Source organism: Pseudoalteromonas sp. PS5, from assembly GCF_004103255.1.
GTDB lineage: Bacteria > Pseudomonadota > Gammaproteobacteria > Enterobacterales > Alteromonadaceae > Pseudoalteromonas > Pseudoalteromonas peptidolytica.
The window spans coordinates 16,036-34,516 of sequence record NZ_RCSQ01000010.1 but is presented as its reverse complement, the minus strand read 5'-3'; the positions used below and the strand labels follow the sequence as shown (position 1 = coordinate 34,516).

Sequence of the window (18,481 nt, the reverse complement as noted above, 5' to 3'; positions counted from 1 at the left end):
CGACTGTTTTTTTCATTTTTTCACTCGTCTACTTGCCAAGTAAAAATGGCAGTTGCATTGTCCTAAACTGGAGACAAGAAAGTGGAAGCACCAACGAGAAAGCGCCAACGAAAATCACGGCTACACTCGACATCAACCCAACAGCTAAATGACCTAATAAAACAAAGAGCAAATGCTGCTCAGGTTAGCTTGTTAAGTCGCTCTGAGGTACAAGAACAAGCGCCTTTGACCGCAGCTCAGCAGCGCCTTTGGTATGCTTGGAAAGTTGCTCCGCATGATAAAGCATATAATTTAGCTGGCTCTTTGCACTTTGATGGGCAATTAGATGCGGAGTTGGTCAAACGTAGTTTTGACGTGTTGCAGGCGCGCCATGGCGCACTACAGATCCAGTTCTGCGAAACCGAAGCTGGGGTGTATCAGCAGCAAAATCCACACCTTAACTTTGAATTTTCAGTGGTCTCAATGGCACAAACAAATGCCAATCAACCAGCTGATAAGTTAAGCCATGCAATGCGTCCATTCGATCTATTATCAGAGCCGCTATTGCGGGTAGTATTGGTGAGTCATGAGAGCCGTTGTGAATTGCTGATTGTGATGCACCATATCATCACTGATGGCACTTCGATGCAAATTTTATTTGATGAGTTTGTGGATGTTTACCAAGCATACACGCTCGGAAAAGCGCCTGCGACACAAAAACAAGTCGACTTTATCGATTATGCCCGCTGGCAAGCGACACAAGATAACAGCACCAAGCTCGCGCAGCAAAAGCGCAATTGGGTGGCGCAGCTTCCGACACAAATAGAGGCCATCACGTTACCAGCTGCGGAGTCAGCAAGGCGTCTAGAGACTTACACAATGGCGACGCATAGCGCCACATTGACAGAGAACATAGTGCAGGCGGTGAGTAGTACCGCTGAGCGCTTTGGCACCACGCCTTACTTGGTGATGCTAACCGTTTTTCAAATGACACTACAGCGTTTTTGTGGTCAACGAGATGTCTTAGTCGGTGTCCCCGTGGCAAATCGCCATATAGCAGAGACCTTAGGAGTGATAGGCTTTTTTGTGAATACGCAAGTGAGTGCGCTACGTGTTACTGAGCACGATAGTTTTTCGACACTCATAGCGCAAGCCAAGCAGTATCACCATTTTGCGCAGTCTAACCAAGATTTACCCTTTGAGCAGCTCATTGATGCACTGGCGGTTGAGCGAGTGAACGGCACCCATCCGATCTTTCAAGTGATGTTCAACTATCTTCGTCGTGATAAGCAGCGCGCCAAACAGTTACGTGACGCGACGCTCAGCCATGCGCAGGCACATCGCTTTACCATGCCTTTTGACTTACATTTGGATGTTATCGATGTACAAAATGAAGGGGTTCAGTGTCACTTTTATTATGCAGAAGAGCTTTATCAAGCGCCGTTTATCGCGCAGTTCCAGAGAGCGTTTTTTACCGCACTCAACCACCTGACTTCATGTTCGACGACGCCAATTACACAAGCAAGTTTATGGCAAAGCGATACAGCAAGCCGTTTGCCTATCGGTGAATCGACTCAACCGGGTGCCGATCTGCTCGCACAGTTACAATACTATGGTGAACAACAGCCTGAACAGGTTGCCGCAGTAGGTAAATCCGGTGTCCTGACTTATGGTGAACTGGTGCAGCTTAGCGATAAAGTGGCTGCAATACTACAGAGTAAAGGAATACTTGCACAGCGCCGTGTGGGTCTGCGAATGTCGCGCGATATTACCGCACTGGTAAGTATTTTTGGGGTGCTAAAAGCGGGCATGACATATGTTCCGATTGATGCCTCACTTCCTGAATCGCGACAACAGTATTTAATAGACAACAGTGAAGTTGCATTGGTTATTTCGGATCTTGAAACGACGCTAGCGATACAATGTGAGCAGGTGCCGTATCAACAGTTAATGACACAAACGCCTGCGCCATTAACGCCGCCATTACGTCATAGTAAACAACTGGCTTATGTGCTTTATACATCAGGTTCAACTGGGCTGCCAAAAGGGGTAGCGGTGACCTTTGCTGGACTAAATAATTACTTAGCCGATGCCAGTGAGCGCTACATGGCAACATGCTCACGAGCCGTGGTCAGTTCAACGTTGTCATTTGATGCCACAATCACCAGCCTGCTAGTACCCATTTATGCTGGTAAACGTGTTGATATGATTGCGCAAGATGACGGACTGCTGGAGCAAGTAGCAGAGTGTATTCAACAGGCAACAGACAATACATTATTTAAGCTCACTCCCGCACACCTTGATGGCTTGCTGAGCTTAGGTCGTCATATCACTTCTTCGCTGCATCATTGCTTTGTTATCGGTGGAGATAAACTGATGTCGGGGACAGTGGCGAAGCTGCAACGTCATCTAATCAATAGTCGCTTTATTAACGAGTATGGGCCAACGGAAACTGTGGTGGGGTGCTCCGCATTTTTAGTGACCCCACAATCCTGTGCTACGCATACGGTGCAACCTATTTCTAACGCACTGAACAATACCGCGCTGTTTGTTTTAGATGAATATCTTAACCATTGCCCTGCGAATGCGGTTGGCGAGTTATACATTGCTGGCGCTGGCTTAGCACAAGGTTATCTAGGTCGTGCTGATCTAACGGCAGAGCGTTTTATTGCCAACCCTTTTAGTGACGACGGTAGTCGGCTCTATCGGACAGGCGATATAGTACGTTATGAGGCCGATGGCACTTTGCTTTACCTTGGTCGCAGTGACAACCAAGTGAAAATTCGAGGCTATCGTATTGAGCTGGCAGAAATTGAAGCCCAGCTATGCACGCTACCAAATGTTGACGAGGCGGTGGCGATAGTAGAGGAAGGGGCGACTCACTCTCGGATCATTGGCTATGTGGTTGCAAGCGAAATTGATGTGCCCGCGGCGCTTAGCCATCTCGAAAAGCATTTACCCCAATATATGCTCCCTGCGCATATTATCGCCTTAGACAGCATTCCGCTAACCGTCAATGGCAAGGTAGATAAAACCGCGTTACCTAAAGCCAGCCTCCAAGTAACCCGCGACTATATTGCGCCAGAGGGGAAAATGGAACTGCTGATAGCCACACTTTGGCAAGCGCAGCTTGGCCTTGAGCAGATAAGTCGCCACGATAGCTTCTTTAAACTCGGTGGCGACTCTATTATTGCTTTGCGGTTTATTGCCGCTTTGGGTAAAGCGCTTGGCTATGCTGTACCGCTTAAGATCTTATTGCTGAATCCGGTGCTAGAGCAGTTTGCAGACGCGATTAATCAGCCACAGAGTGCGATACTGCCACTGGAAAAAAGGCCGCAAAATACACCTGCTTTGGCATCCCCTGGACAAAGAAGCTTGTGGGTTGCACACCAGTTGGCGTTGAATAAAGGCGAAGCGATGAGTTACAACATGTTTGGAGGGGTAGATCTGCACGGCGAACTTGAGGTAACAAAGCTACAGCTGGCATTAGATAAGCTTGTTGAGCAACAATCTGCACTACGTACGTGGTTTGCTGAAGTGGATGGTGAAATTAGGCTGAACGCCGCGGCACACAAACGCATCGTCATCGAAGAGTTCGATTTCAGTGCCTTAGATGATGAGGCTAAAGCCAAAGCGCTGGCACATCAGCAACAGCAGTTGTCGTTACATCAATTTGACTTGGCCGCGCCCCCACTTGTGAAAGTGAATGCAGTTTGGCTTGCGCCAAAACACCTGCGCTTGTTAGTTAATATGCACCATATTATTTCAGATGGTTGGTCGATTGCGATCTTTATTGAGTCTTTAAGCAATTTTTATGGTAATAGCCATCAAGATAAGGATGCTGAACTGACAATTGAGTATGACGACTTTGCACATTGGCAACAGCAACGCTTACAGAGTGAGGAGGCCAAAACGCAGCAAAGTTATTGGCGTAATACATTACGTGATGCTCCGGCTTTGTCATTATTTCCTGCACATAAACCACTTTCAGAGCAATCCAGTGATCTTGGAGAAGAGCTAAGTCTGGTGTTCTCTGAAGCGCAAAGCCAGCAATTGCGGCAATTTGCACAATCACAGCATGTCTCGCTAAATTCAGTCATGATGACCGCTTATTTGTTGTTTTTGCAGTACGTAACTAAACAGCAAGATTTAGTGGTAGGTACCGACTTAGCAGGGAGAGAAGTCCCTGAGTTAGAAAAAATCATTGGTTATTTTGTGAAAGTGCTGCCAGTTAGAACACAGCTATCAACAACGACCTCAATGGCGAACGCGGTAAAAACTGTGCACCATACACTTGCAACGACGATGGAGCATCAGTTATTGAGTCTGGATGAAATCATTAAACAGGTAAATCCACCTCGGGATCAGTTTAATGCGCCAATTTTACAGCAGTTATTTGTGATGCAAAACGCACCCAAAGCAAGCTGGCAAGCTCAAGGCGTGTCGTTTACGCCAGCGGTGATCGACTTACCTAAGTATAGTAAGTTTGCGAATGCGTTATTTGTCACGCCTAATGATGAGATTGAATGCACTTGGCTTTATAGAAAGGCATTGTATGACGGATCAGCGATGCGTCTGTGGTTGCAGCAGTGGCGCACATTATTGTTGTCATTGATTGCTCAGCCTGATACAGCCATCAGCGAGCACTATCGAACGCTTTCGGCTGTCAGCGGCCATAAACCCAAGTCAAATAAGTTTGCTAAATTTAAAGCTAAGTAATAGCTGCAATAGCACAACAGTAAAAGCCAAGCCTAGCGCTTGGCTTTTATGATCAAAAAGTAAATTTCAACTGCCTTGTACCGTCTTACTGATACTTTGGCCGCCTCGCGGTGTCAACTTTGAAGATAGGCATGGTGTAAATATGCAAGATGATTTTTTAGCGGATATTGATAGCGATATATTGAGTTTACTACTGGAGCAGGACTCGTCTGATGGGATCCCTCGTATATCCGGCAATGCCGCCCCTTTGTCATACTTACAGCAACAGCTATGGACACTGCAAGCACTTGATGAGTCAAACACCAGCTACTTGATGCCTGTGGTTTTTGCAGTAACGGGGCAGATTGATCCAAGTAAACTAGAGCAAGCACTGCAAGCTGTTATTGCCAATCACGGAGTATTTAGAACGCAATTTGTCACCACTGATGATACCCCAACTCAGGTCGAGCTTGATGAGGTCAGCTTTTCTTTAGCGCAAGTACAAAGTGACATGACAAGAGCCGACTACCTTGCCAGCGAAACATTAAATCAGTGGCTGTTAGCAGCAAAAGACTTATCACAGGCACCACAACTCAAAGCACAGCTCATCACCTGTGCTGATCAATTACAAATATTGGCGCTGAGCTATCATCACCTCGTGTCAGATGGGTGGTCTAATAATCTAATTTTAGCGGATTTAAAAAGTGCGTACCGAGGGTTGGCACTCTCAATGCCAGCGCTGCGTTACCTTGACTTTGCACATTGGCAGCGTCACGCGTTATCACAACAGCATCCCGCGGTGGCATTTTGGCAGCAATATCTTGAAGCACCACGACAACCCTTACGCTTGCATCAACAGCGCACAACCACCACTAAGCTAAAGTCGGTAGGTGGGCGTCAGCAGTTTACGCTTTCAGCGCCTTTATGTGCCAGCCTTAGCGACTTTTGCAAGCGCAATCAGGTCACGCCATTTGCCTCTTTATTGGCAACATGGCAACTATTGTTGTCGCGTCATCATGGTAATGAGCAGTTTGTAGTGGGCGTGCCAAATGCGGGTCGCTCAGAGGAGCAGGTGCAAGATATTGTTGGCTGCTTTATCACCACACAGGCTTATCGCTGCGAAGCGCATTGTGGACGCTCCTTTATAGAAACGGTAAAACAAATACAGCGTCATGCACTGACTTGTACACAATACAGTGATGTACCGTTTGAATACGTGTTGTCGGTGTTACCTGAGCATCGCGGCGATCTGCGCCAAGGTGGCTTTTTTCAAGTTGGGTTTGATTGTCAGCCGCAATTACAAGGGCAGCTCGACTTTGGAGATTTCTCACTCGCTCCAGTGGCAGGTGGCAGTATGCAGAGTAAGTTTGCGATTGCGCTATCGGCACAAACCAGTGAAACGAGTGTTATCTGTGAGATAGAATACGATTGCGCACAGTTTGATACACCATACATTGAAGTGCTGCAACGAGAGTTTTGCCAACTACTGACACTGGCACTTGGGCATGATGCTGAGAAAATCGGGAATTGGCTTGATGTCGCCTACGAAAACCAGCCTGCGTATCTTCCTGAAAGCCGCGCGAGTAAAGGAAAACAACTCGCACCAGAAACGCGACTAACGCATGAGTTAGTTCGCCAGCAAGCGCTTAGTTTACCGACGGACACTGCGCTTATCTTCCAAGACCACCACTTTGATTATCAATGGTTAGAGGCGCACAGTAATTATATTGCGGCACAACTGCAACGTCATCATATCAAAGAGGGAGAGGTGGTTGGTATAGCCTTGCCACGTACCCCATATTTGATTGCTAGCTTGTTGGCGTGCTTTAAATCAGGTGTGGCGTATTTACCCCTTGATCCTAAGTTGCCACAAGACAAGCTCACGCACATGATAGAAGATAGTCAGTGTGCGCTCATTGTCGGTGAGCAATTGTCAGCGTCTTCATGCGCGGTGATTGCAGAGGCTGAATTAATATGCCCAGACTTATCTGTTTGGTGCCAGCAAGACGCCGCGCTTGCTGTGCATCCTGAGCATATTGCGTATCTAAATTATACCTCAGGCTCGACAGGAAAAGCCAAAGGGGTGGCGGTGCCACATGGGGCGCTGAGCCGTTATATTTTTACCGCAGCGGATTTCATTTCGCTTACCCAACATGATGTCGTGTTACAGTTTGCAACAGCAAATTTTGATGCGTTTGTAGAGCAAGTTTTTCCCACTTTGGTTGTCGGTGCCGCTTTAGTGATGCGAGATGACACTTTGTGGGACGCGCAAACCCTGTATGAGCAAGCCAGCAAGCACAGTATTAGTGTGATGGACTTAAGTGCGGCCTATTGGCGACAAATTGCCGAAGATTGGTCGTATTTAATGCCAAAGCATCAATGGCAATTACCCGCGCTTAGGCAAGTGCACTCAGGCGGTGAAGCCATGTCAAAACAGGCCATTAGTGCATGGCGAGCGGCAGGACTTGAAAAGGTGAAGTTGGTCAATACTTATGGCCCGACAGAAATCGTAGTTGAAGCGGCTATTTTTGACTGTAGTGCGTTGGATGTTGAGCGTATCAACTCTGTACCTATAGGTAGCGCGATTGCTGAGCGGCAACTGTATGTACTTGATGAGCAGCTCAATCTGTTGCCACATGGGCAGGTTGGCGAGTTGTATGTTGGTGGTGAAATTTTAGCGCAAGGCTACTTAAGACGCCCAGGACAAACCGCGGCGAGCTTTGTTGCTGATCCGTTTAGCGATAGTGGTCAACGCCTATATCGCACCGGTGATTTAGTGAGATGGAATGCTCAAGCACAACTTGAGTTTATCGGTCGAGTAGACAACCAAGTGAAAATTCGCGGCTTCCGTGTTGAAGTTGAAGAGGTTGAGCTTAAGTTACGTGCTATCGAAGGTGTCAATGATGTTGCTGTGATTGCACAGCAACACGCAGAGTCGACCCGGTTGCTAGCCTACCTATGTTCAACCCGTGATGTACATGATATTCAAGCGGATACTCGAGCTATACTACCAGAATACATGGTGCCTTCAGTATTTATGCTTTTGGACAGCCTACCGCTTAACGCCAATGGTAAGGTCGACAGAGTTGCCTTGCCAACCCCTGCGGCATCACCGCAGCAGACACAAATAACGGCATGTATTGGTGAAGTAGAAACATTGATCGCTGAGATTTGGTGTAAGTTATTTAGCGTTGAGCAAGTAGGTCGTGACGATAACTTTTTTGCCTTAGGCGGTGACTCTATTATTTGCCTGCAAATGGTGTCACTAAGCCGACAAGCTGGATGGGAAATCAAGCCAGCGGATGTTTTTGAAGCGCAAACTATTATGGCGATTGCACCTTTGGCCACGCGATTGGAAGAGGTCAGTAGCAGTGAGGTCGAGCATGTTGCCGGTAGTGCCCCTCTGCTGCCTATTCAGCAGGCTTTTTTCGCGCAGCGCGGACACGCTCCAAACCACTATAACCAAGCCGTGATGCTGCATGTATCGCAAACGATAGACTGTTCAGCGCTACAACAAGTGGTCACACAATTAGTGCAACATCATGATGCCTTAAGGCTGCGCTTTTGCCGCGATAGTGAAGGCAACTGGCAGCAGTCTTTTACTGAATATAGTGCGTCAATGTTGGCGCAGATATTTACATTACATGAAGTTGAAAACGCCCAGATAACCGCGCTGGCAGACGATATTCAACGTAGTCTGGATATTCAAAATGGGCCAGTGATGCGGGTCGCGGTGATGCAAGTGGCAGATGGCAGTTACCGCGTCTTACTGGTTGTACATCATTTGGTGATTGATGGCGTGTCATGGCGAATTTTACTGGATGATTTGGCAGCAGGGTATGAGCAGCTTATTGCTGGTAAGACGTGGCAGCCAATTGCTAAATCCAGCAGTGTCAAAAAATGGGCTGAAGCCTTGCAGCAATACGATGCGCACTTTGCTGATGAAGCTGAGTTTTGGCAAGTACAAACCGCCGCCAGATTGCCGTTGCCGTATCAAGATAAAACTGCCAGTGCAGCAGAAACTGAGTTAGCTACCGTTGAGCTGTATTGTCCACAAGCACTCACAACGCAGTTGCTGACACAAGCTAGCCGACCATACCGCACGCAAGTCAACGACTTATTGTTAAGTGCACTGAGTGAAGCACTTTACCGCTGGTTAGGGGCGGATGAATATGTGCTGCATCTAGAAGGGCATGGTCGCGAACCTTGGCAGCCATCTATTGATTTGAGTCGCACCATAGGGTGGTTTACGGCGATGTTCCCGCTGAAATTATCACGCCAAGATAACTGGCAAGAAACCATTCTTGCGACCAAAGAAATGCTGCGTGCTATCCCAAACAAAGGCATTGGCTATGGCGCACTCAAATATAACAGCGCGAAACCGGCAAGTAGCGCACCAGAGCTGGCAGATATTGAGTTTAACTATCTTGGGCAACTCGACAATAACTTTAGCAGTGATGGTATATGGCAGCCTGCGCGTGAAGACAGTGGCGCGAGTACCAACCATGCCGCAACGGTTGCAAGTGAGTTGTCGATACAAGCCCAAGTCTTAGGTGGGCAATTACAAATACGCACCAGTTTCGTCGCCACGCGATTGAGTAGAGACACCATTGAGGCGTTCACTCAGTTATTCCAGCAATGCTTGGAAGAGTTAGTGGCGCATTGTGCGTCGACAACGGCAACATTCAGTGCCTCAGATGTACCGCTAGCCCAATTACCAAAAGATACCTTAAGACAATTAGACGCGACAAAGATAAGTAAAGTGTATCCGCTTTCTGCGATGCAAGAAGGTATGCTTTTTCATGCTCAATATAGCGACAACAGTGCGTATGTGAACCAAATGCAGTTTGCGGTTACAGGTCTAGATGTAGTGGCGTTTAGCGAAGCATGGCAGCATGTTACGGATCGCCATGAAGTGCTGAGAACGGGGTTACTCACCAAAGAAAGCCCAGCGCACCAGTATGTAGTACATACGCATGCGGCAGACATCACAGTACTGGATTGGTCCTTTGAGGGCGGCGATGTAGAAGCAAAACTTGAACAACTTGCCAAGCAGCAGGTGTTATTGGGTTTTGATTTAGATAAAGACATAGGCTTTAACCGCGTGCTTATCATCAAACTAAATACACACCAGCACCGCGTGATATGGACAAACCATCACCTTTTCACCGATGGTTGGAGTGCCTCACGCATGATGGGTGAATTGTTAAGTGTATATCAAGGCCACACGTTAATGCCTGCGACAGGTCAGTATGAGCAGTATATTGGCTTTTTACAGGCGCAAGATCACACTCAAAATCGTGATTATTGGCAGCAACAGCTGCGCCAATTAGATGAGCCTTGTACTTTGTTTGCGCAACAAAACACGCAACAGACGTCGCAAAATGGTGCGGGACATACCCGTTGGGTCATGGCGCCTGAGCAGACCGAGCATCTTGTCTCGTTTTGTCGTAGCCAGCAAATTACGGTAAACACCTTAATTCAAGCAGCATGGTCATTGGTGTTGAAAGCCAGCATAGGACACCAAGCTGTGTGCTTTGGTTCAGTAACGTCAGGAAGACCACCAGAACTTGCTCACAGTGACAGCATGCTTGGCTTGTTTATTAATACCCTACCGACCATTGTCACCGTGAGTCCTGAGGTCAATGTGACAACATGGTTGCAGCAACTACAGCGCCAAAGTCTGCGGGCTCGTGAGCATGAATATACACCTCTTAGCGAGGTGCAAAAATGGGCCCGAGAAGGGGGAATAGATTGTCCAAATGGGTTATTTGACACACTAGTGGTATTTGAAAATTACCCAATTGCTGAAGCGCTTCAGCAAGCCGATAAAGCTACTACGCAATTTGAGTTACTGGCCAGCCGAGAAGAAACCGATTATCCACTCACGGTTTCCATTTCGCAGCAAGAAACGGTGGACATCGCATTCCATTATCAGCAAGCAGCCTTAAGTGATGCAGATGCCGAACAATTACTCGCACGCTTCTTATTGATAATCTCGCAATTACAAGAGCAGGTTACACAGCCTGTGGCGCATATTACAGGTCTCAGTGATGCACAGAGTGCTTCACTGATTGAACTGGGCGCAACAAAATACCATGGTGTAGCGCAGCAGCAGGACATATTGGCGTGTCTATATCAGCAGGCAAGCGTACATCAGGATACTGCTCGACTCTTTTGTGAAGCGCAGTCTCAAAGTTATCAAGCGCTATTGGCACGCAGTGAAAAAATTGCAGTTGGCTTGCAATTACAGGGTGTAACCAGTCAACAGCGCGTTGCGCTTTATATGCGTACAGGACTGGATACGTTGGCTTGTATTCTTGCGATTTGGCAGCTAGGCGCTGTCTATGTACCGCTTGATGTAGACTCACCAGAATCGCGTTTAAATGACATACTTGCGCTAAGTACACCGCAATTGGTACTGCACCAAGAGCGTGCGCTAACGCACTGTACAATGCAGCAAATATCGCTTCAACGTCTGACAAGTGAGGTGGGTGAACAGCCATTGCAGCGACCAACATTTGACCCTCAGCAGCTCGCTTATTTGGTGTTTACGTCTGGCTCTACAGGCAAGCCAAAAGGGGTGGCGGTGACACGAGGTGCACTATTAAGTCACTGTTTGGCGATTGCAGATGCGTATCACTATGGTACTGAAGATCACGCATTGGCATTTGCGTCATTGGGCTTTGACGCTGGGCTTGAGCAAGTGTTCGTCCCCTTATTGACCGGTGCGAAGCTGACCATGGTGAATGGTAAAGCATTACTACCGGAGCAGTGCAGCGAGTTGGTTGTGGCGCATCAAATTAATATTGTTGATTTACCTCGTGCTTATTTACAGCACTTGCCCCATCTGGATGGCGTTCGTCTATGTATTGTAGGAGGGGAAGCTTGGCCAACAAAAGAGTTATTGCAATGGCGTAAGCGCGCGCCTCAGACACGCTTCATTAATGCCTACGGCCCGACAGAAACCGTGATCACACCGACTATCTGGCAAGATGATCATAAGGTTGAAATAGACAGCTTATATGTGCCCATAGGGGCGGTGGTTGGGCATCGCCATGCTTATGTGTTAACTGAAGAACTTAACCTAGTACCTGCTGGTGGAGTCGGTGAGCTATATATTGCAGGTACTTTGGCGCAGGGTTATTTTGGCCGTGCTGACCTTACGGCTGAGCGATTTATTGCTAATCCATTTAGTGACAAAGGAGAACGTTTATATCGTACTGGCGATTTGGTGCGCTTTAATGAACAAGGGCAGCTTGTGTATCAAGGTCGTGCAGATCAGCAGGTAAAAGTGCGTGGCTATCGGATTGAATTAGCTGAGATAGAAAAGCGCATTATGGCGATGGCGGAGATAAGTAGCGTACTGGTACGGTTACAGCACACCGAGCAAGGGGCGCAGTTGATAGCCTATGTGATCGGTGAGAATGTGGATCTGGCTGCGCTGCAAACATGTGCACAGCAGCAGCTACCCGATTATATGCAGCCTGCCCATTGGCTAACATTGACGCAATTGCCATTGACCATCAATGGTAAGGTCGATGTCAATGCGTTGCCACAGCCGACGCTACCCAAAGCGGAGACTAAGTATCAAGAGATGGACGCGCAGGCGCGCCAGCTTAGCGTAATATGGAAAACATTACTTGGTGTTGACGCAACACCGCAGAGTCAGTTCTTTTATGACGGTGGCGACTCCATTTTAGCGATGCGATTAACGTCACAAATCAACCAAACGTTTGGCTTACAGTTGAAAGTTAGAGATATTTTTGAGCATAGTGAGTTTAGTGCGCTGGCTCAATACATCACAGCGCAGCGACAAAGCACAGATGATAACCACAGTATTACTTTACAAGCGCAGCCATTCGCTCAGCAAATACCGGTATCAGCAGAGCAGCGCAGTTTATGGGTCACTGACAAACTGAGTGAAGCAAAAGACCGAGCCGCGTATAACATCACCACGAGTGTTAATCTCTTTGGAGTACTTGAACCCCACAGCTTACAGTGCGCTTTTGCGCAGTTACTGGCTTACCACAGTACGTTTAGTTATCGCTTTGTTGAACAAGAAGGTGACGTGGTCGCGGTGTATAGTGAGGACAATGAATTACAGTGGCAGTATGTTCAGCTTGATGATGACTTAGCGCAAAACACTGCAGCAGCTGCGAAGCTCCGTGAGCATTTTGAGGTGACACCATTTAATTTAGCTGAGGATGTGTTATTGCGTGTGTTGTTGGTGAAAATTGCACCTGAGCACTATCAACTTACCATTAATATGCACCACATAGTGAGTGATGGTTGGTCTATGGGGAACTTGGTACATCAGGTCGGTGAGTTTTATTTGGCGCAAATTGAGCAGCGCCAAGCCCAACTGCCGCCACTGCAAGTGCAATATGGTGACTATGCACAGTGGCAACAGCAGCGTTTAGCAAGCCAAGAAGCAAAGGATGTTGCTCAGTTTTGGCGTACGAAGCTTGCAGATGCTCCAGCGCAAAGCGTGATCCCGTTACATTCTCCACGTCCTGAGCGCACCGATACGCAAGGCGATGTAATAGATTTTCAGATTGCGGCAACAACTCGAGAGGCCATTGAGCAACTTGCGCAGCGACAACAATGCTCTGTGTTTAGCGTGCTATTGGCAAGTTATGCTGCTTGGCTGTTTGAAACAACAGGGCAGCAAGATATGGTATTAGGTACGGATCTATCAGGTCGAGAACATGCGGATCTTGAACCTCTGATCGGATATTTTATCCGTGTCTTGCCGCTACGAGTTCGTCTTAATGGCGCAGTCGGGTTCACCCAGCTATGTGAACAGGTTCAGCAAACGCTATTGGATGTTCAAAGTAATCAGCTGCTTACACTGGATAGCGTGATAAATGAGGTAGGCGCGCAAAGAACAGCGGGCTTGTCACCGTTATTCCAGCAGCTTTTCGTTATGCAAAATACGCCAAAACCAGATTGGCCTATCGATGGGCTGGAAATGGAAGGGGTCGCTTCGGTGGATACGTCAAGTAAATTTGACTCGGCAATTTTTATTGATGCGCAAGAGCAGGCTTATCATGGTCGCTGTTACTTTAAAACGGCGCTATATCGCCGTGATAAAATCCAAGTCGCACTTGATAGGTGGATGCAATTGTTAACTCAGCTGGTGGAAAGCCCAACAGTCGGCATTGCGACATTGAAACCACACACGCCAAAGCAGGCTGGTCAAAGCAAGTTTAAGTCCAGCAAATTTGCTAAGTTTAAGAAGTAGTCAATCCGAGTGCGACTTAAGCCAGCGCTGAACTCCCTTCATTTATTCAACAATAAAGAGACGCATTGAGCGTCTCTTTATTGATTCAAATCAAGTAAATCTTCGACTTTGTAGTAAAGAAAGTACGACTTGTCACGTCATATCGCTAAGCAGACCAACTCAAGGTAGCAGGGCGATGATCTATTGGAGGTCCGATAGAGCATTACCGCGGATTGGTATGAGTCTATGACAGGAGAAAACGATGACGTCCACTGTGCGAAAAGGTAAATTTTCATCTCTTAAAAAAGGGGTAAAACCCACGGCTAGCGCTACTCAAGCCGCAACTTCAACAACATTCTTCAAAGGTGCGCAAGGGTTTCCAGCCGTTATCCAGCCAACCAGTAAAGATTTAGACCCGTATGTGTGGGCTGAAACAAATCGAGACTTTATAGAAAGCAACTTACTTAAGTATGCGGGCTTGGTTTTCCGTGGCTTTGGGTTAAAGACCCCACAGGAATTTGAGCAGTTTGCCAATGCAATTCAGCCAGGCTTATATGGCAACTATGGCGATCTGCCTAAAAAAGAGGGTGGTAAAAAGACTTATAAGTCTACGCCTTATCCTGAAAACAAAATGATCCTTTATCATAATGAAAGTTCACATCTAGAGCAGTGGCCGCGTAAACAGTGGTTTTTCTGTGAATTACCTTCTCCTGTTGGCGGTACGACACCCATAGTAGATTGTCGTCGAATGTTATCAGTTTTGCCCAGTGAATTGGTGCAAAAAATAGAAGAAAAAGGCTTGCTGTACCTACGTAATTTCCATAAGAGTGTTGACGTAAGCTGGCAGCATTTCTACAAAACTGACAGTAAAACTGAAGTGGAAGCGAGGCTGAATGCAGCAAATATTGAATATCAATGGCTAGAGAATGACGGCCTCCAAACAAAAACCAAAACCCATGGCGTTATTGTTCACCCAGTGACAAAGGAAAGGTCGTTTTTCAATCAAGTGCAACTGCATCATATTGCCTGTCTAGAGCCGGAAGTCAAAGAGAGTTTGATCGAGTTAGTGGGAGAGCAGCGTTTGCCTCGACACGTGTATTTTGGTGACGGCTCTGCTATCAGTGATGAAGAGATGGCCATTATTGGTGCTGCATATGAAACATGTGCGGTGCGTTTTGAGTGGCAGCAAGGTGACGTAGTGATGCTGGATAATATGCTCGCTGCACATGCCAGAGATCCATTTGAGGGTCCAAGGAAAATTGTAGTTGCTATGGGTGATATCTATACGCAACAAGATCTAAAACAAGCAAATCAAGCACAGTAAAAGGTAGTGCATATTATGATCCAAGAATATATCTCTGCTTATCCACAAGGCCTGTCATTGAGTGAGCAGCAGCAATGTCTAGGTAATACACTGGAGCCATTGGCATATAATAGCGTGCTGGCGCGCATGTCAGAGCAACACAGCACAGAACATCTCCAAGCTAGACTTAATGAAATCATTGATGACAATATCATTTTGAGCTTTACGTTTAGCGAGGTGTCAGGCTTTCGTGGTTTAAGACAGGTACCTCACTTAAGTACCAAGCCCGTCATTGCCACCATGACGTTGGAAGCCGATGCCAGCATTAACTTAGCAACACTTGATAGCTTGCAACCTGTGTCTTTGAACCCTGCTGCGGGTCAAAATTTACAAGTGGTCAAAATTAGCCACCGGGATGAAGCATACCTGTTGGTGCGTACCCATGCGCTATGCGTTGATTTGGCCAGTACAGAGAAAATTGTACAGCGCTTGTTAGATCTTAATTTAGCTGTTGAAGAAAGTGTCCAATACCCTGATTTTCTCGCGTGGCTTGAAGAGCTGACTAGCAGCGAAGATTCACTTCAAGGTAAAGCTTATTGGCAGCAGTATATTAGCCAGCTTAATAATAATGCAAAAAATCACTTTGCATTACCGTATCACAAAGCGCCAGAGCAAGGGGCGTTACAAAACCTACAGTGCGTTGATGAAGCATTAGCTGAGTCTACGACAGAAGCGATCACAGCGCTTAGCGCACAATTAGAGGTAGATGCACAAAGCATATACTTATCATTATGGTGGTTATTACTAGCGCGTGTTTCAGGGCAAAGCTTTGTGACCAGTGTAGGTTATGATCCGCGCCAGATGAGCGAAGAGTTGGCTGATGCGCTTGGTGTGTATACGCAGGCATTACCGGTTCAAGTACCACAAGCTAAACAGCAGGTATTAGCAGAGTGGATTAATCAGTTTGCCTTTACCTTGTCTCAGCACATGGAGTGGGCGGAATGTTTTGAGCGCCCTGAAACGCTTGCCAATAGTAGTGTAGTTGCACACTTTGCATCAGAGGTCGTGAGTGCAGAAGCAACCGTCGCGATTGCCGATAACGCAGAATTATCCTTAACTATTGCCGATGACAGAGTGCGACTGCAATTTAATAGCTCAGCTTATTCACATCAAGCCGCAAGTATCTTGTTACAGCAATTTGTTCATTTATTGGCACAAGCCCCGCAATATTTGGCAACAGCCGTGGCTGATATTACCCTTGTTACTGCGCAAGAACAGCAGCGCTTTCTCGCGTTAAATGCAGATCAAGGGCTAACTGCTACCCACGTGCTGGCACAACTTGAATATTTTGCAGACGCTAAAAGTGAGCACATTGCATTGGTAGATGCTGCACACTCACTTAACTACAGCCAACTTACTGTTTTGGTCAATAAGACAGCGCAAGCTCTACAAGCCCATGGAGTAAAGCAAGGCTGTGTTGTGCTGTTATCGCTACCTCGCAGTTGGCAGCAAGTGGTCATGTTACTGGCGGTGATGCGTGCCGGTGCAGCATATTGCCCAATTGACCCAAGTTGGCCAGAGCCGCGCAAACAGCGTGTGATGGACGCGTCTGGTGCAATGCTTCATATAGATGAGCATAATGTTGAGCAGTGGCTACTAGAGGCGCAACAGCTAGAGTTAGACAGTAGTGTGCTACCTGAGTATCAGTTAGCAGACACCGCTTATGTATTGTTTACTTCGGGTTCCACGGGAGTGCCAAAAGGTGTGCCTATTGCACATCAACAACTTGCACAATACTGTACTGCGTCTTCACACGCACTTGAGCTACAGCAAAACCAGCGCTTTGGTCTCACCTCTACCGTTGCCGCAGACATTGGTAATACTACGCTATTCAATGCTTTTTATAATGGTGCCACACTTATTGTTGCCAGTGAGCAGCAAATGCTCGATGGCGACGCATTTGGTCGCTTTGTGGCCGAGCACGCGGTCGATTGCGTCAAGATAGTGCCTTCTCATTTACAAGCATTATTGGAAGTCATGCCAGCCAGTCTGCCAACTAAGTTGATCTTAGGTGGTGAGGCGGCCAAGCCAGCATTAATTCAAAAGGTACATAAGTTAGCGCCGCAAACACAGGTGTTTAACCACTATGGGCCGACAGAAGCCACTGTGGGTGTGATGTCACACTCATATGAAAACAACGCACGCTTTGATGCCGCTGTGCCAAGACTTAGCCAAGTCTTTTCTGGCTCACAAATCTTTATCTTAACTCCTCAAGATGGCTTGTGTGCAACTGGTGAGCAAGGCGAATTATGTATTGCGGGTAAGCAATTGTCAGCAGGATACATTAATGCTGATTCCAGCGGTGTTTTTGTCGATAACAGTCAATGGTCTGAGCGTCTCTACCGTACAGGTGACGTGGCTCGTTATTTACCTGATGGCTCTATTAGTTTATCTGGTCGTAAGGACGACCAAGTGCAGATCCGTGGTTTTAGAGTAGAGCCCAATGAAGTGGCACTGGCTATTACACAGCACTTGGACAATGTAGATTGTTTTGTGGCGGTACAACAGTATGGCAATGAAGCTGTTTTGGTTGCCTTCTTAACTCAGTATTTAGATAAACAAACCGTAGCAAATGAGCTGTTAACTGGAGAGGAAAACCTTACGTTGCAGACGCAGTTACGCGATGTATTACCAGATGCCATGGTGCCTGCTTTCTTTGTCAGTGTGACTGAGTTACCACTGCTTGCTAACGGTAAGGTAGATCGTCAAAGTTTGCCTAAAATTGCCGAGTTGACTTTATCTACTTATGTTGCGCCTAGCAGTCAATTAGAAACCTTACTTGCGTCCACGCTGGCGGATATTTTAGAAGTAGAAAGAGTAAGTTGTGATGCCAGCTTCTTCGATTTAGGTGGGCACTCTCTGTCTGCTATTAAGTTTGCTACACGCATAAAGAAATTACTCTTATTGAATATTGAACCTGGCGTTGTGTTTGATAACCCAAGCATTCAATCTTTGGCTCAAGCACTAAATAACTTAAGTGGTGATCCGTCTAGATTGGAGAAATTAGCATTGACGCAAATTAAGTTGGCGACACTGACGCCAGAACAGCAGGCGGCATTGCGCGAAAAAATGGGTCTGAAAGCCACATAGGTATCAGGGTAAGGGATAACCCAAGATAATTTTGAGACGATAATACCAATTATCTTAATTAAGAGGTCTATTTTGAGGCGAGAAAATCTTGTCGATTACTAGGCAAAAATTTTGCTATTTAGTTG

General features: G+C 46.9%; 4 protein-coding genes. All 4 read left to right on the top strand.

Annotation, left to right across the window (positions count from 1 at the left end):
• The first annotated feature begins 81 nt into the window (after nucleotides 1-81).
• A complete protein-coding gene (locus D9603_RS01525) occupies nucleotides 82-4,698 on the top strand; it encodes a non-ribosomal peptide synthetase (RefSeq protein WP_128729787.1) in 4,617 nt (1,538 codons plus the stop codon).
• Nucleotides 4,699-4,840: 142 nt separating this feature from the next.
• A complete protein-coding gene (locus D9603_RS01520) occupies nucleotides 4,841-13,924 on the top strand; it encodes a non-ribosomal peptide synthetase (protein ID WP_128729786.1) in 9,084 nt (3,027 codons plus the stop codon).
• A gap of 241 nt (nucleotides 13,925-14,165) precedes the next feature.
• Entirely contained in the window at nucleotides 14,166-15,227 is a 1,062-nt protein-coding gene (locus D9603_RS01515) for a TauD/TfdA family dioxygenase (protein ID WP_125251333.1), read from the top strand.
• A 15-nt stretch (nucleotides 15,228-15,242) separates the two neighbouring features.
• A complete protein-coding gene (locus D9603_RS01510; protein WP_128729785.1) occupies nucleotides 15,243-18,356 on the top strand; it encodes an amino acid adenylation domain-containing protein in 3,114 nt (1,037 codons plus the stop codon).
• The last annotated feature ends 125 nt before the right edge of the window (nucleotides 18,357-18,481 follow it).

Coding starts and splice junctions, on each gene's coding strand:
- D9603_RS01515 (WP_125251333.1), top strand. CDS start 14,166: ATGACGTCCACTGTGCGAAAAGGTAAATTTTCATCTCTTAAAAAAGGG.
- D9603_RS01510 (WP_128729785.1), top strand. CDS start 15,243: ATGATCCAAGAATATATCTCTGCTTATCCACAAGGCCTGTCATTGAGT.
- D9603_RS01520 (WP_128729786.1), top strand. CDS start 4,841: ATGCAAGATGATTTTTTAGCGGATATTGATAGCGATATATTGAGTTTA.